Below are 21,492 nucleotides of genomic sequence, written 5' to 3'. Positions count from 1 at the left end.
CCGCAGCGCCCTATCCGAGCTCGGCGAGCTGCGGTACGACGGGGGCGATCTCGTCGATCCAGGCCGCGGGCGATCCGCCGGGCAGCATGACAATGGCGGTGTCGATGCCGAGCTTGGCGTAAGCGGCCATGCTGCGCACGAATTCGTCGCGGCCCTGCGGGTTGCCGTAGGGGTAGTAGGCGAGGGCCGTCTTGCGGATCTCCGCGTAGTCTCGGCCGACCGCGTCGCAATGCCGTTGCAGCACATCGAGTTTGTGCTCGATGTCGGCGGGGTCGGCGGCGAAGAGGTTGCAGGCGTCGCCGTATTGCGCGACCAGGCGCAGGGTCTTGCGTTCGCCGCTACCGCCGATGAGCACCTTCGGCCGGTGCAGTGGTTGTGGTGCGCAGAGGGTCTCGGCGAGCTGATAGTGCTTGCCCTCGAACGGCCCGTTGTTCGCCGGATCCCACATCTGCGCGCAGATGCGCAGCGCCTCCTCGAGCCGCTCGAAGCGTTCGGCGATGGGCGGATAGGGCACGCCGAGCCCGCGATGCTCGCGCTCGAACCAGGCCGCGCCGATACCGAGGGCGGCGCGGCCGCCGGAGAGCACGTCGAGGGTGCCGACGATCTTGGCGAGCAGGCCCGGATGCCGATAGGTGACGCCGGTGACCAGCAGGCCCAGCTCGATCTCCGAGGTGTGCGCGGCCATATAGCCGAGGGTGGTGTAACCCTCGAGCATGTTCGATTCGGCGGGCAGGCCGGTCGGCTCGATCTGGAAGAAGTGGTCCATGAACGACAGCCACGTCGCGCCGGAAGCCTCCGCCGCCGCGCCGACCCGGGCCAGTTCACCGGCGATAGCCGTTGGACCACCGTCGATTTCGAATATGGGCAGATGGAATCCGAGCTCCATGACATCCTCCGATGCGGTCGTTGCCCTCATTCTTGTTCCGGCGTCACACCGTTTCCATGGACTGTCGATCCCTTGTTATGCGGCGCGAATCGTGGTTCGGCACCCGGTCGGCCGGTGTCGGCGCGCTGTCAGGGCCCTGTCAGCGCCGCCGTGCACTGTGAGATCACGCCGAACGGCACACCACACAGCGATAAGGAGCAAGACCATGAGCACCCTGACCCAGGACGAGCGGAACACCCTGCAGACCGCCGCGTACGGCGTCGTCACCCTGCTGGCCGCCGCCGACCGCGGTAAGGCCGGGGCCGTCAGCACCGCTACGGTGGTGGCGCTCAATGCCGCCACCGGCGTGGTCGGCCACATCATCAACGACATGAAGGCGAAGCCGAACCTGAAGGGCCGCACCGTGGCCGATATCGCCGACAGCGTGCTGCCCGCGCTCACCGCCTCGGTGGGGATCCTCGAGGCCAAGGAACCGGCGGAGGCCGAGAACTTCCGCCGGACCATCGGCACCGCCGTCAGCGCCGCCGAGCAGGTGCACGGCGGTCGCCCGCATCCGGCGGCGGCGGAGCTGATCCGCAAGATCAATTCCGCCCTCGCGGCGTGAAATCCCTACTGCTTCAGCAGTTCCAGGAGTGCGTGATGCGGTAGGGCGGGCGTCCAGTGCCCATCCCGGCCGGTCATGTCGCGGTTCACGACGAGCGCGTTCAGCACCGCCTCCTCCACGGCGTGCGCGGTCGCCTCGTAGAGCAGATTCATGCGGTTCCACGGCATCATCCGCTGCGTTTCGATCTCGGTCTCCGAAATCTCCCGCCGCGGAAACGAGGTCGAGGATTCGCGATCATCGGCCGTGGAGAAGGCCAGGAAGATATCGCCGGAGAAGAAGCTGCCGGTGGTCCCGGTTCTGGCCAGCCCCAGGGGAACCCGGCGTGCGAGCGCCTTGCACTGTAGCGGCGAGAGCGGGGCGTCGGTGGCCACGATGGCGATGACCGATCCCGCGCCCGCCGGGGCGGGGGGCTCGGACCGGCGCGGCGTCTCCATCGGATTGGGCACGTCGAGCCGCGCGCCCACCGGCCGCCCGAGCACCGTCAACTCGGCGCGTGAACCGAAGTTCGCCTGGACGAAGACACCGACGGTGAAGTTCCGCGCACCGAAAGCGATACGGCGCGACGAGGTTCCGCTGCCGCCCTTGAAGCCGTAGCAGTTCATCCCGGTGCCGCCGCCCACCGAGCCCTCCGCGACCGGCCCGGACCGCGCCGCGTCCAGGGCGCTGCGCACCACCGCGGGCGTCACATGCCCGCCGTTGATGTCGTTGAGATAGCCGTCCCAGGTCTCGGCGCACACCGGCAGCAGCCACTCGCGCGCCTGCCCCGGATGCACCTCGTTGACCCATTCGATCACGCCGGTATGGCAGGCGCCGACCGCGTGGGTATTGGAAATCGTAATGGGCACACCCAATTCCCCCACCTCGTCGATCCAGGTGGTGCCGGTCATCTCGCCATTGCCGTTGAGCGAGAACCACCCCGCCGAACAGGGCCGTCCCACTCCGGCCCGCCCGCGCGGCAGGATGGCGGTGACCCCGGTGCGCACCGGACCGCGCCCGACCTTCAGCGCGCCCTCGCCCTCGATCAGCGTCCGATACCCGACCTCGACCCCTGCGACATCGGTAATCGCATTGAAAGGCCCCGGCGTGCCGTGGAATTCGAGTCCCAGATCGCGCCCGCGCGGCTGTCCCGTCGATGTCATGCGGTCTCCCCGGAGGTCGTGGTGATATCCGCGCACCCCGTGGCGGTGCGGGCATAGGAGCAGATGAGCTCGGCCGCCCGCGCGGGCGGCACCGCCCGATTGGGCGTGATGATGTGCAGCCCGTAGGCGTCCTCGAGCGCCACCAGATTGTTGGCGATGTCCAACGCCGATTCGGTGAGCGTGAAATGCCCTTGCGCCGCACCGACTTCCAGCACCGCCAGGTAGAGCGCCACCTGCTTCTCGTACAGGGCGGTGGTGAGCGCCGCGTGGTGATCGCGGAAGTTCATATAGGCATTGAGCGCGTACAGCGCGATGACGAGCGGATCCTCCGTCGAACTGGGCAGTCCGGCCACGATCATGGCCCGCATCTTCGCCCGCGCGTCCGGAATCCCGGCCACCATGGCCATGCGATCGGTGCAGAACCGTTCGCTCGCTTGCCGATGCACCTCGTGCAGCAGGTTGTCGAAGTCCTCGAAGTAGTAGTGCACGGTGCCCGTGGACACCCCCGCGAGCTGCGCCACGTCCCGGATGCGCAGCGCGTCCACCCCGCGCTCGCGGATGGCGGCCAGGGTGGCGTCGACAATGGCGGCCCGCGCCTTCTCCTGATCCTTCCGCCTGCCCATCCCGCCCTTTCCCTGACTTCCAGTTAAAAACAAATTAACCAAACTTACGGCCATTGAAAAGCGGATTCATTGATTCTTTGATTGAACAATCAAAGAAAGGTGGCTTGCGATGCCCGATCCCGCGCCCCCTGGAGCCCAGTCCGTCTCCACCTACCGCCAGCAACTGTCGCGCTCGCTGTCCATGCGCGAGAACATCCTCATCACCCTGTCCGCGGTGACCCCGGCGTCCAGCGTCTTCATCATCGTCCCGGCGGTGCTGCTGGGCGCCGGGGGCGCGTCGGTCTCGATCTTCCTGGTCGCCGCGCTCGCCGCCGTCTTCGTCGGCCTCTGCTACGCCGAACTCTCCGCCACCTATCCGGTGGCGGGCGGCGAATACAGCTGGGCCGCACGGCTGCTCGGCAAACCCGTCGGCTTCGCCACCTTCCTGCTCACCCTGGTCTCCGGCATCCTCATCATCGCCGTTATCGCCCTGGGCACCGGCGACTATCTGGGTGCGGTCTGGGAAGTCCTGAGCGGCAAGTGGATCGGCGTGGCCGTCATCCTCGCCACCACCGCCGTCGCCCTGCTGAAGATCCGCACCAATGCGTGGATCACCGGCATCGCCCTGGCCATGGAGATCCTCGCCATCATCACCCTGGCCGTTCTCGGCTTCGCCAATGTGGAACGCGGCCCGGGCGAGTTCTTCCGCGCCCAGACCCTGGACGGCGATCAGTTGACCGGCATTACCGCGGGCGCGGCCGCGGCGCTGATCCCCGTGGCCCTGTTCGCCTACAACGGATACGGCGCCGCGGTCTACTACGCCGAGGAGACCAAGAACGCCGTCACCTCCATCGGCCGCGTCATCATGGTCTGTCTGGCGGTCACCGTGGCCGTGGAGGTGATCCCCTTGGCCGCGGTCGTTCTCGGCGCACCGAGCATGACGGAGCTGCTCGGCAGCGACGCCCCCATGAACTACCTGCTCACCAGCCGCGGCGGTGAACTGATCAACAAACTGGTGAGCCTGGGCATTGCCATTGCCATCATCAATGCCGTAATCGCCATCATCCTGCAGATCGCGCGGCTGCTGTTCGCGTCGGCCCGCGACCGCTCCTGGCCCGATCCGATCGACCGCGTCCTGGGCGGGGTCCATCCCGCGCTGCACACCCCCGTCGCCGCCACCCTCGCGGTCGGCGCGCTCGCCGCCCTGGCGGCGAGTTTCATCCCCCTCGACTGGCTCATCACCGCCACCGGCGCGACCGTCGTCCTCGTCTACCTCATAGTCGCCCTGGCAGCCCTCCGCCTGCGCCGCCCCCACGCCCGCACCAGCCGCGGCTACCGCATGCCGCTGTGGCCGATCCCGCCGCTGATCGTCATCGCGGTGGTCCTCTACATCAGCTACCGGGTCCTGGTGGAGACCTGGACGCAGCTGGCGGTGGGCGTGCTCACCATGCTCCTGGGCGCGCTCTACTACCGCCTCTACCTGCGACCCCGCCGCACCGACCGCTGGACCCTGCCCGACCCGATCGCCGAAGCGCCCGAACCGGATTGATTCGGGGAAGTTTCGGCCCGAAACCGCTGTTGGCGTAGGGGTGAACGCATTCAACGAGAACGTGATCGCCGAATTCCGCGCCAATGGCGGCAAGGTGGGCGGCCCCTTCGAGGGGCGCGACAATATGGTCCTCATCACCACTACCGGCGCGAAATCCGGCCGCCGCATTACCAATCCGCTGGTGTGCGTGCCCGGCGCCGACCGCATCGTGCTGATCGCGTCGAACGGCGGCGCCGACAAGCATCCGGCCTGGTACCACAACCTGCGCGCCAATCCGGAGCTCACGGTCGAGACCGGCGCCGAAACCTACACCGGCAAGGCCGAATTCCTCACCGGCGACGAGGCCGACACCCAGTTCAACCGCATGGTCGAGATCCTCCCCGAGTTCGCCAACTACCGCGCGAACACCTCCCGCCGCATCCCGGTCATCGCCGTGTACCGCGAATCCGCCTAGGTTCAGTTGGCCAGCGGGTTGACGCCAGCCGAGACGGGCACGCCGCCCAGATGGTGGAGCAGGTCGGCCGTCGCGGTCACCGCGCCGCAGCGGCGGGTGACGTAGTTGAGGGCCATGACGTGTTCGTCGCGGCTGAAGTCGGCGGTGGCGTCGGAGACCAGGAACGGATGGATATCGCTCATGAAAGCGTCCGCGGCGCTGAGCATGCAGCCCATGTGGGTGTAGACGCCGGTGACGATGAGCTGATCGCGGTTGTAGAAGCTGAGCAGGTCGCGTAGGTCGGTGCGCTGGAAGGCCGAGTAGCGCCACTTGGTGACCTGGATGTCACGCGGGGTGGGCCGCAGTTCGGCGATGACCTCGGTGTCGGGGCCGGTGGACATGCCCGAACCCCAGAAGTCGGCGAGAATGCCGCGGCGCGAAGGGTGCTGGTTGCCGGGCTGCATGGTGTAGATGACCGGGATGCCGAGGTCGTGGCAGCGGGCGCGCAGGGTCGCGATGTTGTCGATGAGCGTGCTGGCCGGTTCCCGCGTGGTGTCGTAGGCCGAGATGAAGTACTCCTGCATATCGTGGATGAGCAGGGCCGCGCGGGTGGGATCGATGGTCCAGTCGACCTGATTGGGGGTGACCTCGTCGGCGGTCGGCATCGAATAGGGGGCGATCGGGGGGATAGGCATGGAAACTCCGGTAATCGTTCTTGTGGATCGGTGACCCACTGATTTCGTGAGGGCCGGGTAACTCATCGGGTACGCCCAAAATTCAGACACCCACCTGACCGCTGGCACGCGTGCGCGTCTCCAACGGCTCTCAGCCGGGCGCTGAAGTTCCGGGGAGGCGGGACAGTCAGGCGACTGTGACCGGTACGTCGGTTATGCCGAGGGGGCCGAGGATGCGCTGGAATTTGCCGGTGGTCTCGGCCAGTTCGGCGGCCGGATCGGATTCGGCGACAATGCCGCCGCCCGCGTGGGCGAGCAGGCTCCGTCCGTCGGCGGCCAGTTCGGCGCAGCGGATGCTGACCATCCATTCACCGTCGCCGGAGGCGGCGCACCAGCCGACCGCACCGGCGTAGAAGCCGCGATCGCCCTCGAGGTCGGCGATCACGCGGGCGGCCGCGGCGGTCGGGGTGCCGCAGATGGCGGGGGTGGGGTGCAGGGCGGCCGCGAGTTCGAGAGCGGACGGGCCGTCGACGGGCACGGTGGCGGTGATCGGGGTGCCCAGATGCCACATCTCCGGAGTGCTCGTGAGTTCCGGTGCGGCAGGGGTGTTCACGGCGGCGCAGCGGTCCCGCAGCACATCGCTGACCTGTTCCACCACATAGCCGTGCTCGTGCTGATCCTTCGCGGAGCCGAGCAGATGCTGCGCGGCCGCGCGGTCGGCGTCGGCATCGGGGGCGCGGCGGGTCGAACCGGCCAGCGGGTGACTGAGCACCTCGGCGCCGTCGCGGCGGACGAGAATTTCGGGGCTGGAGCCGACCAGGTGCTTACCGTCGTACACCTCGCCCGCGGCGGACAGGTCCACGAGGAAGCCATTGCCGACCGGATCGGTGGCCACCAGCAGGTCCAGCAGTTCGGCGGCCCGCATGGGCCGGTCGGCGCGGGCGCTAATCGACCTGGCCAGCACCACTTTTCGTGGCGAGTGGACCGGGTCGGCCAGCAGCCGGACCGCGGCGGCGACCCGCTCCATATGGGCGCTCGGCGGTACCGCGGAGTCGATCTCGAAGCGCGGTAGGGACTCCGGCGCAGCGGGCCGGTACGGGGAGTCCAGCACCGTGACGGACTGCGGCGCGAACAGCGCGGCGGGTGCGCCCACTTCGAAAGGCAGTGCGCCGACAATGTATTCGACCTGCCCGCCGCGCAGGGCGGCGACCGCCTCGGCGGCGCCGGTGAACACCCGGCCGATGCCGTGCGCGATCACGGTCCGGTGCGGCCGGGCCAGGATAAAGGCGGGTTCCGAGGTATCGGGGGTCGTGGCGGAAATGGGGATCATCCTCTCGGGTCACATGTCGAGCGTCGCGCCGCCGTCCACCCGCAGATCGTGCAGGGTGATGTGGCGGGCGTCGTCGGATACCAGGAAGCTGACCGCCGCGGCGATATCGGCGGGAGCGGCAATGCGCCGCAGGGGAATTCCGAGGCGGTAGGCCGTCGGATCACCGTCCAGCAGGGCGGTGTGGGAAGCATCGGTGAGCGGCTGGTCGCCGTCGGCGAACAGGCCCCGCAACATGGGGGTGTCGGTGGAACCGGGCGAGACCAGGTTCACGCGCACCCCGTGCGGGGCGACCTGCAGGGCGAGGGCCCGGGTGAAGGCGGCGGCGGCCTTGGAGGCGCAGTAGGCGGCCATGCCGACGCGCGGAGCGCTTGCGGCATTGGAGGATACGACGACGATGGCGCCGCCGCCCGCGCTCACCATATCGGCGGCGGCGCGCTGGGTGACGTGCACGACGCCGGTGGCATTGACCGCCATGCTGCGGTCCCAGTCCTCCGGTGTGGTGTCCAGGCCGGTGCTCGCGAGCATGATTCCGGCCGCGTGCACGACCACGGTGGCCGAGCCGTGCTCGACGCTCAATTTGTCGAAGGCGTCCCCGACTGCGCTACGGTCGGTGACGTCCACCTCCACGCTGGAGACGGAAGCCGGTGTCCCGGCGCTCAATTCCCGTGCCACCTCGTGGACCCGCGGATCTCGGTCCCACAGCGATATCGCGTCGGCGTCGCTCGCGAGGGCGGCCGCCACGGCGGCTCCGATACCCGCGGCGGCTCCGGTCACGACGACCACGCGCTCACCCGAATCGATCATGGCCATAAGGTTAGCCTAACCTGATAAGAATGTGGTGCGCCCGTTCGCAAAGTTAGCTTTTCGCCCTCGGGCGCGCCGACCGAATTCTCCTGAAAAGAGTTGTCCCACAATGTCATCGACCGTTCTCCCCGGCTTCACACCGTGGCCCGCGGCCGACGCCCAACGGTATCGAGAGCTCGGCTTGTGGACCGGCGAGACCTTCGGGGACATGCTGGCCGCGCGGGCCGCCGCCACTCCCGATGCCGTCGCCGTGGTCGATCCGGCCGTCAGCTGGAGCTACGCGGAGCTGGATCGGCGTTCCCGCGCATTGGCCACCGGCCTGGCGCGGCTCGGGATCGGCAGACAGGACCGGGTGCTGGTGCAGCTGCCGAACCGGGCCGAATTCGTCGAGGTGATCTTCGCGCTGTTCCGGCTGGGGGCGCTGCCGGTGTTCTGCCTGCCCGCGCATCGGCAGGCCGAACTGGTGCCCATCGCCACCGCCAGCGGGGCCAAGGCCATGATCAGCTGCGGCAAGCATCAACTGTTCGACTATGCGGCGCTGGCGGATTCGATCCGGCAGCAGGTCGACTCGCTCGAGCATCTGCTGATCGTCGGCGACGAGGCCGAGCTGCCTGCGGGCGCGCGCACCCTCGACGAGTTCCGCGACGAACCGGGCGAACTGCCCGTGCTGGATGCCGGTGAGGTGGCCTTCCTGCAGCTGTCCGGCGGCAGTACCGGCATTCCCAAGCTCATTCCCCGCACCCACGACGACTACCTGTTCAGCGTGCGGCGCAGCGCCGAGATCTGCGAACTCGGCAGCGACAGCGTGTATCTCGCGACGCTGCCGGTGGCGCACAACTTCCCGATGAGCTCGCCCGGCATTCTGGGCGTGCTGTGGGCGGGCGGCACCGTGGCGCTAACGCCGGATCCCACACCGGCGACGGCGTTTCCGCTCATCGAACGGTTCGGCGTGACCATGACCGGTCTGGTGCCGCCGCTGGCACGGCTGTGGGTGGAGCGGGCCGAAGCCGGTGACACCCCGGACCTGTCCAGCCTGCGGGTGGTGCTGGTGGGCGGTGCGCGCTGCCCGGAGGAGCTGGCCGAGCGCGTCGGACCGGCGCTGGGGGTCACCTTGCAGCAGGTGTTCGGCATGGCCGAAGGTCTGGTCTGCTACACGCGATTGGATGATCCGCACGAGGTGGTGATCTGCACCCAGGGCCGCCCGATGTCGGAGTACGACCGGGTCAAGGTGGTCGACGACCACGGCGTCGAGGTGCCGCCGGGGACGGACGGCAATCTGGTCACCCAGGGGCCGTACACGATTCGCGGCTACTACGACAATCCCGAGGCCAATGCCCGCAGCTTCACCGCCGACGGCTGGTACACCACCGGTGACATCGTGAGCCTGCGGCCCGACGGCAATCTCGAGGTGCGCGGCCGGGCCGGGGACTGGATCAACCGCGGCGGTGAGAAGGTGTCGGCCGAGGAGCTCGAGGAACACCTGCTTGCGCATCCGGGCATTCGCCATGCGGTGATCGTGGGCACGCCGGATCCGGTACTGGGACAACGCATCAGCGCCTTCGTGCGCGAGCGCGGGGTGGCGGCATGGAAGATGCCCGACTCGGTGGTGGTCGTCGAGAACTTCCCGGAGACCGGGGTCGGCAAGATCAGCCGCAAGGATCTGCGGCAGCTGCTCGCCGAAGGGGCGCACCGGAACTGACAGCAATAGCCGCACAGCCCCGCGGGGCCGTGCGGCTACCGCACCGCGAGGTGGCGCGGATACCGCCGCGCCACCCGTCAAGACAGCACGTCGATCCACGATCCCAGGACGGGAGCGGCCGCGAGACTGGGGAAGTCGACGTGCTCGAAGCCGTCGGCCCGCCACTTCTCCACCAGCGACATGATGCGCACCGAGTCCAGCCCGGCGTCGAGCAGATTGGTCTCGTCGTCCAGTTCACTCGCGTCGATGCCCAGAGCGGCTGCGACATCGTCGATTACGCGCTGCCGCTCGGCGCCCGCCGCGCTCTCGTCGGCTGGCGCCGTGTTCTCGTCGGCTAGCGCGGTGTTCTCGTTGGTCATGATCCCTCACTCGTCTCGGTCGTAATCGGCGACGCCGCGCTTCCAGTACCCGGCGATCAGGCAGTCCTTGGGGCCGATGCCGAGCTCGGTGCGCACCCAGCGGCGCATCGGCTTCAGCACGCCCGACTCACCGGCGAGCCAGGCGTAAACCCGTTCTCCGGCAGTAACTTCCACCATGCGCGCGGCCTTCTCCAGGGCGTCGCCGGTGCCCGGCTCGGCATCACCGCGGTGCACCCAGTGCACGGCGAATCCCGGCGGGGCGTCGATGGCGATCTCCTCATCGGGTCCGGTCACCTCGATGAATGCCCAGCCCGCGGAGTCGCGCGGCAGCCATTCCAGCCAGCGGGCAATGGCGGGCAGCGCGGTGATATCGCCGATCAGCAGGTACTTGTCGTAGGTCTTGGGCACCACCACGCCGCCGGGCGGGCCCGCAATGTGCATGGGGGTGCCGGGGACGGCCGCCAGGGCCCAGTCCGAGGCCAAACCGCCAGGGTGGATGGCGAAATCGATATCCAGTTCCCGGTCTTCGGCGCTGAAGCGGCGCACGGTGTACTCGCGCGACACCGGGCGCGGGTTGCCCCATTCCAGGGACAGCCCGTCCTTCTTGGGCAGCCGCAGCACGCCGTCCTCGCCCGGGAAGACCAGGCGCACATGCTCGTCCGGCACATAGCTGTGGAATCCGGCGAGATCCGCACCGCGGAAGGTGATCCGCACCAGGCCCGCACCCACCGGCACGGTGCGCACTACTTCCACGGCACACAAGCCGATCGGATAACCGACCTTGTGCCCGTGCTCACCGGCGAGCACTTCGGTGATGCGTTCGGCGTAGGCCGCGCGATCCATCAGTTTTCTTCCTTTCCATCAGGCGGGGCCGGGGCGGGAACCGGTGCGGCGCTGTCTTTTCCGCCGAGCCGGTAGAGCGGACCGGCGAAGGCCGCCGCGAGCCCGGCCAGAATCAGCACCGCGACGCCGTAGGCGATGAAGGCGGTGTCGGGCGCGAAGAGTTGTCCCACCACACCGGCGGCCATGGAGCCGATCGCGGAGCCGGTGACCGCCTGCACCATGAGCAGGCCGGAGATCCGGCCCCGGAACTCCTCCGGGGACTGCTGTTGCAGCAGCGTGTAGCGCAGCACCATGCTGACCGCGCGGGCCAGGCCGAATGCGGCCAGGCCGAGGAAGACCCAGGCCGCATTGGCCCACAGTCCGGCCGCGATCACGCCGAGCGGCATGACGGCCACCGCGAGCAGCAGCGCCTGGCCGGGGCGGTGATTGCGGCCGATCCAGCCGCTGGTCAGCGAACCGAGCACCGCGCCAGCGCCGGGTGCGGCATACAGCAGGCCGAGCACCGTCGGGCCGCCGCCGAGTTCGACGTCGACGAAGGCCGGGAGCAGCACCAGCGGGCCGCTCACCAGCATGGCGACCAAGCCGGTGAACAGGACCGCGCGAATGAGGTTGTGCCGCATGGCGAATTGGATGCCGGTGGCGAGTTCGCGCAGCGGATGCTCGGTATTGCGGGCCGGTGCTGGTGCGGGGCCGATGGCGCGAATGAGGCCGACGGTCGCGACGGTGGCGCCCGCGGCAATGAAAAAGGCCGGGCCGACGCCGGTTTCGGCGATCAGCAGACCGGCGATGGCCGGGATGATCATGGTCCCGAGGTCGGAGGTGAGCGCGGTCAGCGCTCCGGCGGCGGCCAGCTTCTCCCGGCCGACCAATTGCGGGACCAGCGCCATGAGCGCCGATCCGCTGATACCGCCCGCCAGGCCGTCGACCACGCCCGCGGCGTAGATGACGCCCAGGAACGGGTCCGGCAGCACGGCATTGATCCCGAGTGCGAGAAAGCCGAAACCCGCTGCACTGCCCGACCATTGGGTGACATCGCGCCGGTCGTACCGGTCCGCGATCACCCCGCCCGCCAGGCTTCCGGCGAACAGGGCGACCGCGGTGACCGTGGTGACGCCGGCGACATGCAGGGAGGATCCGGTGAGCTGGTAGACCTGCACGGGCAGGGCCACCATGAGCAGGCCGATCCCGAGCACCGATACCAGCCGGGCCGCGAAGGCGCAGCGGAATCCCCGGCTGGCCTTCAGGGGTGAGGTATCGATGAGCAGGCCGCCGACGGCTGTCACTTGAAGCGCTCCCCCAGCAGATCGAGGGTGGCCATGGTGTTGCGGTAGTCGGGCCGCTGCGAGGTGGCGGGCAGCTCGTAGACGTGACCGGCCTGGAAGGCCGGGAGCTTCGCGATGACCGGATCCTCCTTCAGCTGGGCGATGCTGCGGCCGCCGTCGAGCTGCACCACGAACAGGTTGGGGGCGTCGACAACGGTGCTGGCCAGTTCGGGGCTGAAGTTCACCCAGTCGGCGGCGGCGAGGCGGGCCGGGTTACCGGCCTTGGCCTCGACCTTGTCGTCGACGGTGAAGCCGACCGCGGTCAGCAGGCCGAACAGCGGGGTGCCGGGGGCGATGACCGAGGGCTTCTGATCCTTGCGCGACTGGTACACCGACACCGCGCCCTGCGGCACCTTGATGCTGGACTTCACCGCGGCGACCTTGTCGTTGTACTTGGCGATCATGCCGTCGACCTTGTCGGACTGGTTCACGATGTCGGCGACGGACTTCAGCTGGTCCTGCCACTGCAGCAGGTCCGAGGGCACCAGCGCGGTGGGGGCGATGGCGGTCAACTTGTCGTAGTTGTCGATGGTCTGCTGGCCCGGGAAGCCCAGGCCGCCGCCGATGATCAGATCCGGCTGCTGGGCCGCGATGAACTCCAGGTTCAGGTTGTCGCCCGAGGGCACCACCTCGGTGCCCTGCTGCTTGGCGTCCGCCGACCACGCGGCCGGGAACTCGCCCGGCTCGAGGGTCACACCTAACACGCGCGGATCCGCGGCCTTCACCTTCGCGCCCAGGTCGTACAGGTACCCGGCGAGCGAGCCGTTCAGCACCACGATGCGCTGCGGATCGGCGGGCACGGTGACCGCGCCCTTGGCGGTCTGCACCTCCCGCGTGCCGGACTTGCTCGCCTCGTCCGAGGAGGAGCTACTGCAGCCCGCCACCACCGCGACCAGCGCGAGGATGAGCAGCGCGACGGCGGCGCGCACGCGAGCCGTCATTCGGTACAACATCATTGGATTGGGTGTTCTTTCTCTTTCGGTGTGGAAATCCCGAAACGGGAGAGTCATGCGCCGATCGCGGGATCGACATCGAGCAGCGCCGCGACCTCGGTCCACCCGGCCGGGGACACGATGCCGTAGTGCGAGTACGGAAGCCGCCGGACCACCAGCCGCGCCCCCGCCGTCCGCCAGCCGTCCAGCTGGGCCTCGGTGCGCGCGGGCAGCGATCCGTCATCGGCGGCATAGAGATTCATCGCCCCGCCGTACCGCGGGGTCGAGGACCGCTCGACCAGCCCGAGCAGCTCCGCCGCCGCGGATCGGATGGCTTCGGCGAGTTCCGTTGCGTCCGCGGTCAATTCGGGCAGTAGCCGATCCAGCGCCGCCGGATCCTCCAACGCCCGCCCCGCCTGCTCGGCGAGATTGACCAGCGGATGCGAATCGACCAGCCCCGCAAAGGCAACCGACTCGCCCGCCGTCTCCAGCGCCGCCGCGATCGCATGCACGACATTCCCGCCCAGCGAGTACCCGAGCAGGTGGTACGGCCCCTCCAGCTGAATCCGCCGAATCGTCGCCAGATAGTGCCCGGCCAGCTCCTCGATGGTCCGAGCCCAGAAGTCGTTGCCACTCAACGCAGGCAACTGCAACCCGACAATCGGCCGATCCGCCCGCAGCACCCGCGCCAACGGCCCGAACTGCCACGCGGTACCGCCCACCGGATGCACGCAGAACAGCGGCGCACCCACCCCACCGGAACGCAGTTCCAGCACATGGTCCAGACGCCTGCCGAACATCGCGCGCCAGTCTGCGAACTCGGCCTCGGCCGTCAACTCCGATGACCCGGCCGTCCGCACACCGGAACCACCTGCGGCCGAATCATCCAGCGCCCCAGCGGTCATCGCGTTCTCCGCCACCGCTGCGGGCGCGTCGATCCGCGCCGCCAGCGCATGCGGGGTGGGTGCGGCGAACACATCGTCGAGCACCACCGCCAGCCCCGCACGCCGCAACCTGCCGACCAGTCGCACCGCTGTGAGCGAATGCCCACCGGCGGCGAAGAAGTCGTCGTCCGCGCCGATCTCGGGCAGCGAGAGCACCGCGGTCATCGCGCCGCGAACGGTGTCCACGGAGACGGAGCCCCGCGCTGCGGCCACCCCCTGCGGCACTCCGCGCGGATCGGGCAGCTGCCCGCTGGCCTGGAGGCTCGACGGAGCGTGGAGATCACCCGGGGCAGGGAGGGCCTTGCGGTCGATCTTCTCGCTGGTGGTGCGGGGGATGTGGTCCAGTGCGACGTAGGCGGCGGGGATCATGTACGCGGGCAGCTTGGTTCGCAGGTCGGCCGCTATGGCGTCGGTGGACAGGGTGGTTCCGGCGCGGGCGATGAGGTAGGCGACCAGGCGTTGGTCGCCGGGGGTGTCCTCGCGGAGGAGGACTGCCGCCTGGGCGACGCCGGGGCGGGTGAGCAGGGCGGATTCGATATCGCCGAGTTCGATACGCTGGCCGCGGAGTTTGACCTGGCTGTCGGCGCGGCCGATGTAGTCGAGTTCGCCCTGGGCGGTCCACTTCACCAGGTCGCCGGTGCGGTACATGCGGTCGCCGTGGCCGTGGGGGTCCGGGACGAAGGCGCTCGCGGTCAGGTCGGGGCGGGCCAGGTAGCCGCGGGCCAATTGCACGCCCGTGAGGTACAACTCGCCGATTGTGCCCGCGGGGACCGGGCGTAGTCGGTCGTCGAGGACGCGGACTCCGGTGCGGGTCGCGGGACGGCCGATGGGGACCGAGGTCGTGTCGGCTTCGGTGGTGTCGTGGTAGGTGATGCAGACCGCGGCCTCGGTCGGGCCGTAGAGGTTGTTCACGTGTGCGCCGGTGAGGGCGCGGACGCGGTGGGCGGTGGCGGGCGGGAGGGCCTCGCCGCCGGTGATGACACAGCGCAGGGCGGTGCAGGCGGTGAGGTCGGTTTCCTCGGCCAGGACGGTGAGCATGGAGGTCGTCATCTGGACGGTGGTGACCTGCTCATCGGCCATGAGTTGCGCCTGGTAGTACGGGTCCTTGTGGCCGTTCGGGCGGGTCAGCACGATGCGCGCGCCGACCAGCAGCGGGAGGAAGAGTTCCAGCAGGGAGGCGTCGAAGGTGGGCGGGGTCCGGTAGAGGACGGTGTCGCCCTGGCCGAAATGCTGTTGGCGCTGTAGCCATTCGAAGGTGTTCACGATCGACTCGTGTGCGACGGTGACGCCCTTCGGCACGCCGGTGGAGCCGGAGGTGAACAGCAGGTAGGCGGAGTTCGTCGGCCGCAGGGGCGCGATTCGCTCGGCGTCGGAGATCTCGGTGGCCGCGAAGCCGGTGGTGTCCAGCTGGTCGACGGCGACGACCTGGGCGCGCACGGTGTCGAAGCCGTCGGCGGTGTGGCTGAGAACCAGTGCCGGAGCGGCGGTTTCGAGAATGCTGTCGATACTCTGCGCGGGCTGTTCCGGATCGATCGGCAGGTAGACGCCGCCGGATCGGATGATGGCGTGCGCCGCGACCACCGCGTCCGGGCAGCGGTGCATGGCCACCGCGACCACCGTCTCCGGGCCGATGCGCTGCGAAATTAACCAGTGTGCAAGCCGATTCACGCGAGCGTGGAAGTCGCCGTAGGCGATCGTCAGCTCCCCGCTCGTCACGGCGGGCGCGCTGGCGTCCAGTGCCGTGGCCGAACCCCATGTGGCGAGAGTGGGACCGTGCGTCTGACGCGGCCGGGTCGTCTCGGCCACCGAGGCGACCGCAGCCTCCGGCTCGGCGATCAGGGCGGTCAGCACCGCGCCGAGATGATCCGCCAGCTCGGTGGCCACCGCCTCCGGCACGGCAGCCGGATCATGGTGCAGCAGTAGGTCGAAACGCTCTCCGGGCCGCGCGGTCACCACGATCGGATAATGCGTGAGGCTGTGGACGAAGACGTCGGCCACCCGCAGCTCATGCAATTCCGGCTGGCGCAGCCCGGATTTCGGGAAGTTCTCGAAAACGACCAGGCTGTCGAACAGATGACCCAGGCCCACGGCCCGTTCGACGGTGGCCAGCCCCAGATAGCCCTGCGCCTGCATCTCGAACGACGTCCGCTGGAAGTCGACCAGTTGCTCCGGCAGCGACCGCCGCGAATCCAGGTGCAGCCGAACGGGAACCGTATTGCTGAACAGGCCCACGGTGGACTCGACATCCGGCAGATCCGCCGGGCGACCGGAGGCGACCGTGCCGAAGACCACGTCGGTGCGGCCGAGGTGAGCGGCCAGCACCGTCGACCACGCACCCTGGAGCAGGGTGCTCATGGTCAGTCCGAAGCGGCGGCTCACCGCCTCCAACATCGCCAGTGCGTTGTCCGGCAAGAAAACTCGCCGCCCGACCGCGTGCGACCGCTGTCCGGGAATCCCGATCAGCGACGGCGCGGGCAGCCCGGCGAGGTAGTCGCGCCACCGCTCGGCCGCCGCCACCGAATCGCGCGCACCCAGCCAAGCGAGGTAATCACCGTAGTAACCGGGAACGGGCAGCTGCACGTCCGCGTCGTGGTACAGCGCGAGCGCCTCGCGCAGCATGATCGGCACCGACCAGCCGTCGGCCAGCAGATGATGCGCGATCAGCACCAGGCGCTGCGAGGTATCGCTCATACGAATCAGCACGACCCGCAACAGCGGCGGCGCGGCGATATCGAACCGCTCGGCGCCCGACTGCTGTTCCACCTCCGCGGCAACCCGCCCCGCATCATCCGTCGCGAGCGCGCGCAAATCCTCCACGCGCCAGCCCAACCCGGGCGTGCGCGGCACCACCTGCACCGGCTCGTCGAACTGCTCGTAGCAGAACGCCGCACCCAGATTCGGATGCCGAGCCAGCATGCGCTCGAACGCGGCGAGCAACCGATCCGGATCGACCGCCCCGGCCAACTCGAAACGCGCCGTCATGGTGTAGATGTCGTCATCACCATCACGCAGCGCATGGAAGAGCAACCCCTCCTGCAACGGCGAGAGCGGCAGCACATCGGCAATCGGCCCGTACTGCTCCGCCAGCTCGTCAATGCTGTGCTGCGGCAACGTCATCGAAATCCCGCGCTCCGCCTTCGAGACGGCGGCCGTGCCACCGGCGGCAGCCCCGCCGGTAGAGCCCACGCGGGCCGCCGCCGCGGTGGCCGCGAGCTCCGCCAGCGGACGCCTGGTCAGCAGATCCTGCGGCGACAGCACCAGCCCCTGCTCCCGCAACCGGCTGCTCACACTGATGGCCGTGATGCTGTCACCACCGACCCCGAAGAAGTCGTCGTCCACGCTCACCGCGCCATGCCCCAGTGCGGCCGCGATCACAGCACACACAGCCTCTTCGGCGGCCGTCGCCGGTGCCCGCCCCTCGCTTTCCGACGACGGTTCGGGCAGCGCGGCGCGATCCAGCTTCCCATTGACGGTGTGCGGCAACGCATCGAGGAAAACCAGCCGCGACGGCACCATATGGTCCGGCACCAGATCAGCCAGCCGCGACCGCAGTCCAACCGCGTCCAACGCGCCGGACCCCACGTTCCCGTCGGACCGGTCGGACGTGGAGGTGTGTTCCACAGCGGGAACGACATATCCGATGAGGGTCGGTCGTCCGGCGATCTCACGGATGTCGGCGGCGGCCGTCCGCACTTCGGGCAGACCGGCCAGCGCGGCCTCGACCTCACCCAGTTCGACGCGGTGCCCGCGAATCTTCACCTGGTTGTCGACACGCCCCTGGTATTCGTAGCCACGCCCTGGAACCCAGCGAGCCCGGTCTCCGGTGCGGTACATGCGCGCCCCGGGCGGTCCGTACGGGTCGGCGACGAACCGGTCCGAGGTGGCGTCCGGCCTCCCGAGGTACCCGCGCGCCAGCTGCGGACCGGCCAGGTACAACTCCCCTACCCGGCCGTCGGCCACCAGCTGCAAACCATTGTCCAGCAGGTAAACCCGCGCACCGGGCACCGGATGCCCGATATGCGGCGTCGTACCGGTCACCGCCGCGGTGATCGCGTCGACGGTCGCTTCGGTCGGTCCGTACAGATTGACCGCCGGAATTCCGGCGCGCTGAATGGCCTGCCACAGATCCGGCGAACACGCGTCGCCGCCGAGCGCGAGCAACCGCGGCCCGGTTTCCGCGAGCCCGTGCTCCAGCAGCCCGGCGACGAATGCGGGCGTCCCATCCACGACATCGATCCGATCCCGCCCGAGCGCCGCCGGATCCCGCCGAATCTCACTGTCGTACACCCGAACGCAATGCCCGTCCAGCATCCACAACAGCGGATCGATCGCCGCGTCGAACGCGAACGACGTCGTATGCGCCACCCGCAACGCCCGCCCGGCCCGTGCCGCCGTCTCGGCATACATCCCGGACCGCTGCGCCGCCACCAACTGCGCCAGCGCCCCGTGATCCACCAGCACACCCTTGGGCCGCCCCGTCTACCCCGAGGTGTAGATCAGATATGCGCCATTGCCCGAATCCACCTGTGCACCAGCCGCATCCGACCGCTGGGTAGCGGAGAGGGCTTCCAGCTCGGATCGGAGTTCCGCACTGTCGATATCCAGCACACCGGCACCGAGCTCGACCGCCAGCTGCCCGGCGCTGAGCACCAATTGCGGTGCGGCGTCGTCGATCATGCCGAGCAAGCGGGGTACCGGATGCTCGGGATCGAGGGGTAGGTAGACGCCTCCGGCCTGCCAGACGGCGAACAGGGCGACCACCAGCTCCGCGGAGCGCGGCAGGTCCACGCCGACGATCGTGTCGGGGCGAACTCCATTGGCGCGCAGGTAGTTCGCGACGCGGCTGACTCGGTGGCCGAATTCGGCGTCGGTCCATTCCACATCGTCGGCTGCGAGCACGATCGCGTCGGGACGCTCGGTGATCAAGCGGGTGAGAGCGTCCGGAACGAGTTCGACGAGAGCGGTGGCGGCGGGGACGGAGCGGGCGGTCAGCAGACGGTCGCGGTCGGCGCGGTCGAGTAGTTCGAGGGCTCCCGCGGGCGGCTTGTCGGCGCCGGTGAAGGCGTCGATCACGCGCATGAGGCCGTCTATGCGGCGGCGGACGGAGTCGCCGTCATTGGTTCGGCCGTCGGATTCGAAGCCGACCAGGACCGTGCCGTCGGGCAGGGGGGTCACCACGACGCCGAGGTCTTCGGGCGGGCCGCCCGCGACATTGCGCAGGACGCCGCGGGAGCCGTCGAAGTCGAGGGAGAAGTCGAAGACCTTGAGGTTCATGCCGACTCCGTGCAGGAGTTCACCCGCGCCGTAGCCGTGGAAGTCGCGGGCCAGGTCGTCGCCGCTGTAGCGCTGGTGGGCGCGTACGTCGCGCAGCGTGGCCGCGACGCGCGGGGCGAGTTCGCCGAGGCGGTCGTCGGCGCGCACGGTCAGGCGCAGGGGCAGCACGTTCACGGCCATGGATGGGGTGGACAGCGCGGCGCGGCCGACGCGGCCCATGAGCAGCATGGAGATGACTACGTCGGAGCTGCCGAGCTCGCGCTGGATGTAGGCGGCGTAGCAGGCGACCAGAACATCGGCCCAGGTGACGCCGTAGCTGTCGGCGCATTCCTTCAGGGTCGCGAGGGTCTCTGCGGTCAGGATGGCCTCGCCGCGGACGGTCCGCTCCACCGCGCCGCCGACATGCTGTCCACGTCCGTCCAGGGACGGCCACGGCGTCAGCTGGTCGCGCCAGAACTGCCGATCCTGTTCGAATTGCTCCCCGGCGCGGTACTCCTGCTCCTCGGCGACGAGCGCGGCAATGGTGCCGAAAGTTTGCTTGGGCGGCTTGGTTCCGCGCCGCATGGAGGTGTAGTGCCCGGCCACCCGGCGCGAGAGCAGCGCCGCGCTGTAGCCGTAGACGATGAGGTGGTGGTACAGCTGCACGCACCACACCTCGGTGTCGCTCAGCCGGATCAGCGTGTAGATGTACAGCTGCCGATCGACCATGGCCTTGCAGTATTCGGCGGCGCGATGCCGTTCCAGGGCCACGGCCTCGTGGGCCAGCGCCAGCGGATCGGCCGCCACCCGCAGATCGATGGTGGGCCGCAGCTCGGCGGCCGCTTCGGTGACGAATTGCCGTGGCCCCTCGGCGGTTTCGCGGAAGCGCAGCCGCATGTTCTCGGATTCGGCCACCGTCTTGCGAATGGCCTCGGCCAGCAGCTCGATATCGATGGGCTGCTCGCCGGAGATCTCGAGGACCTCACCGACCAGGTAGCGCCCGGATTCGGGATCGAACCGCTGAGCGTTCCAGATTCCCAGTTGCGGCCCGGTCAGCGGCAGTGCCGCCCCGGCCTCCGGCAACTCGGCCCGGTCGGCGCCCGAGTCGTTCCGATCCACCCGCAACTCCCTTCACCCTCAACGTCATTCGGCCCCTCCCTCGGTCCACCCGGGCTCGATGAGTCCAGCGAGGGAGGGGCCAAAATCGGTTAGCCTAAGTTTAATTCCAAGTGGGAACCTTCCTGTTCACACTGGTCAGGACGGCCTTCAGGCCACCGGGGCGGCATTCTCGGCCAGCGGGATGACCAAGGGCGCCCCGGTCTCCGGATCGTCGATGATCCGGCAACCCAGCGCGAAGACCTCGTGCACCAGCTCGGCGGTGACGATCTCCTTCGGCGGCCCCGCCGCGATCACCCGGCCGTCCTTCATGGCGATCAGGTGATCGGCGTAGCGGAAGGCGTGGTTCAGGTCGTGCAGCACCGCCACCACGGTGCGCCCGGACTCCCGGTTCAGCTTCCGGCACAGATCCAGCAACTGGATCTGATGGGCGATGTCCAGATACGTGGTCGGCTCGTCGAGCAGGACGATCGGGGTGTCCTGGGCGAGCACCATGGCGATCCACACCCGCTGCCGCTGACCGCCGGACAACTCGTCCACCAGCCGCGCCGACAACTCGGTCACACCGGTGGCGGCCATGGCCGCGGCCACCGCCTCCTCATCGGCCTTCGACCACTGCCGCAGCAGCGTCTGATGCGGGAACCGCCCGCGCGCCACCAGATCCGCCACCCGAATGCCGTCCGGCGCGGTGGAGGTCTGCGGCAGCAGCCCGATCCGGCGCGCCACCTCCTTGGCGGGATACGACCCGATGGCCTTGTCGTCCAGCAGCACCGCCCCCGATTCGGGCGCGAGCAAGCGCGCCAGCGCGCGCAGCAGCGTGGATTTACCGCAGGCGTTCGGCCCGATCACGACCGTGAACTCGCCGTCGGGAATGCCCACCGAGAGCTCATCGCTGATGGTCCGTCCCCGATACCCCAGGCGGACCCGATCCGCCCGCAGCCGTGCGGCTTTCGCGTCCTCGGCGACCGGCTCGGTTCCGGGATCGTGCTTTTCGTGCATCAAC

The 21,492-nt window shown here is 69.1% G+C and carries 16 protein-coding genes and 1 pseudogene; 4 read left to right on the top strand and 13 right to left on the bottom strand.

Annotation, left to right across the window (positions count from 1 at the left end):
* Positions 1 to 10 precede the first annotated feature (10 nt).
* Positions 11 to 886: an LLM class F420-dependent oxidoreductase gene (locus NC4_RS21415; protein ID WP_067541210.1), complete on the bottom strand. Its 876-nt coding sequence runs from the start codon at positions 884 to 886 to the stop codon at positions 11 to 13.
* Between the two features lie 205 nt (positions 887 to 1,091).
* On the opposite strand from NC4_RS21415, the gene NC4_RS21410 reads away from it, so the two are divergent.
* Positions 1,092 to 1,490 carry a hypothetical protein gene (locus tag NC4_RS21410; RefSeq protein ID WP_067541208.1) on the top strand — a complete coding sequence of 133 codons (399 nt, stop codon included), beginning with the start codon at positions 1,092 to 1,094 and terminating at the stop codon, positions 1,488 to 1,490.
* A gap of 5 nt (positions 1,491 to 1,495) precedes the next feature.
* Here the strand turns inward: NC4_RS21410 and NC4_RS21405 are convergent, their stop codons facing one another.
* Complete coding sequence (locus tag NC4_RS21405) at positions 1,496 to 2,629, bottom strand: DmpA family aminopeptidase (protein WP_067541206.1); 1,134 nt, start codon at positions 2,627 to 2,629, stop codon at positions 1,496 to 1,498.
* A complete protein-coding gene (locus NC4_RS21400) occupies positions 2,626 to 3,252 on the bottom strand; it encodes a TetR/AcrR family transcriptional regulator (protein ID WP_067541204.1) in 627 nt (208 codons plus the stop codon). Before NC4_RS21400 ends, NC4_RS21405 begins: the two co-directional genes overlap by 4 nt.
* 109 nt (positions 3,253 to 3,361) lie before the next feature.
* Here NC4_RS21400 and NC4_RS21395 point away from each other — a divergent pair, with 109 nt between their 5' ends.
* Entirely contained in the window at positions 3,362 to 4,780 is a 1,419-nt protein-coding gene (locus NC4_RS21395) for an APC family permease (RefSeq protein WP_067541202.1), read from the top strand.
* Positions 4,781 to 4,820: 40 nt separating this feature from the next.
* Positions 4,821 to 5,234, top strand: a complete 414-nt coding sequence (locus NC4_RS21390; protein ID WP_067541199.1) for a nitroreductase/quinone reductase family protein — start codon at positions 4,821 to 4,823, stop codon at positions 5,232 to 5,234.
* A gap of 2 nt (positions 5,235 to 5,236) precedes the next feature.
* Here NC4_RS21390 and NC4_RS21385 read toward each other — a convergent pair whose 3' ends face one another.
* The 3 genes from NC4_RS21385 to NC4_RS21375 form a co-directional block, all read right to left on the bottom strand.
* The gene (locus tag NC4_RS21385; protein WP_067541197.1) at positions 5,237 to 5,908 is read right to left on the bottom strand and encodes an isochorismatase family protein; all 672 of its coding nucleotides are present in this window, start codon (positions 5,906 to 5,908) and stop codon (positions 5,237 to 5,239) included.
* Between the two features lie 166 nt (positions 5,909 to 6,074).
* Entirely contained in the window at positions 6,075 to 7,217 is a 1,143-nt protein-coding gene (locus NC4_RS21380; RefSeq protein WP_067541195.1) for an isochorismate synthase, read from the bottom strand.
* A 9-nt stretch (positions 7,218 to 7,226) separates the two neighbouring features.
* Positions 7,227 to 8,027 carry an SDR family oxidoreductase gene (locus NC4_RS21375; protein ID WP_067541193.1) on the bottom strand — a complete coding sequence of 267 codons (801 nt, stop codon included), beginning with the start codon at positions 8,025 to 8,027 and terminating at the stop codon, positions 7,227 to 7,229.
* 103 nt (positions 8,028 to 8,130) lie between these two features.
* Between NC4_RS21375 and NC4_RS21370 the strand changes: the two genes are divergently transcribed.
* A complete protein-coding gene (locus NC4_RS21370; protein WP_067541191.1) occupies positions 8,131 to 9,720 on the top strand; it encodes a (2,3-dihydroxybenzoyl)adenylate synthase in 1,590 nt (529 codons plus the stop codon).
* A gap of 77 nt (positions 9,721 to 9,797) precedes the next feature.
* Here NC4_RS21370 and NC4_RS21365 read toward each other — a convergent pair whose 3' ends face one another.
* The 7 genes and pseudogenes from NC4_RS21365 to NC4_RS21335 form a co-directional block, all read right to left on the bottom strand.
* Positions 9,798 to 10,079: a phosphopantetheine-binding protein gene (locus tag NC4_RS21365; protein ID WP_084529560.1), complete on the bottom strand. Its 282-nt coding sequence runs from the start codon at positions 10,077 to 10,079 to the stop codon at positions 9,798 to 9,800.
* A gap of 6 nt (positions 10,080 to 10,085) precedes the next feature.
* Positions 10,086 to 10,922: a siderophore-interacting protein gene (locus tag NC4_RS21360; protein ID WP_067541189.1), complete on the bottom strand. Its 837-nt coding sequence runs from the start codon at positions 10,920 to 10,922 to the stop codon at positions 10,086 to 10,088.
* Complete coding sequence (gene entS, locus NC4_RS21355) at positions 10,922 to 12,205, bottom strand: enterobactin transporter EntS (RefSeq protein WP_084529558.1); 1,284 nt, start codon at positions 12,203 to 12,205, stop codon at positions 10,922 to 10,924. The genes NC4_RS21360 and entS overlap by 1 nt, the downstream gene beginning before the upstream one ends.
* Positions 12,202 to 13,185 (bottom strand): ABC transporter substrate-binding protein, encoded by a 984-nt coding sequence (locus NC4_RS21350; RefSeq protein ID WP_245721829.1) that lies wholly within the window; start codon positions 13,183 to 13,185, stop codon positions 12,202 to 12,204. Before NC4_RS21350 ends, entS begins: the two co-directional genes overlap by 4 nt.
* Before the next feature lie 65 nt (positions 13,186 to 13,250).
* On the bottom strand, positions 13,251 to 17,954 hold the full coding sequence (locus tag NC4_RS44770) for a non-ribosomal peptide synthetase (protein WP_369690779.1): 4,704 nt from the start codon (positions 17,952 to 17,954) through the stop codon (positions 13,251 to 13,253).
* A 75-nt stretch (positions 17,955 to 18,029) separates the two neighbouring features.
* Positions 18,030 to 20,492, bottom strand: a pseudogene (locus NC4_RS44765) (AMP-binding protein); the annotation flags it as partial.
* Positions 20,493 to 20,639: 147 nt separating this feature from the next.
* Positions 20,640 to 21,488 carry an ABC transporter ATP-binding protein gene (locus NC4_RS21335; RefSeq protein ID WP_067541180.1) on the bottom strand — a complete coding sequence of 283 codons (849 nt, stop codon included), beginning with the start codon at positions 21,486 to 21,488 and terminating at the stop codon, positions 20,640 to 20,642.
* Between the last annotated feature and the right edge of the window lie 4 nt (positions 21,489 to 21,492).

Origin of the sequence: Nocardia crassostreae, from assembly GCF_001613405.1 — a bacterium.
Lineage (GTDB): Bacteria > Actinomycetota > Actinomycetes > Mycobacteriales > Mycobacteriaceae > Nocardia > Nocardia crassostreae.
Note: the sequence above shows the minus strand (reverse complement) of the source record. Positions and strands in the feature narration are given on the sequence as shown.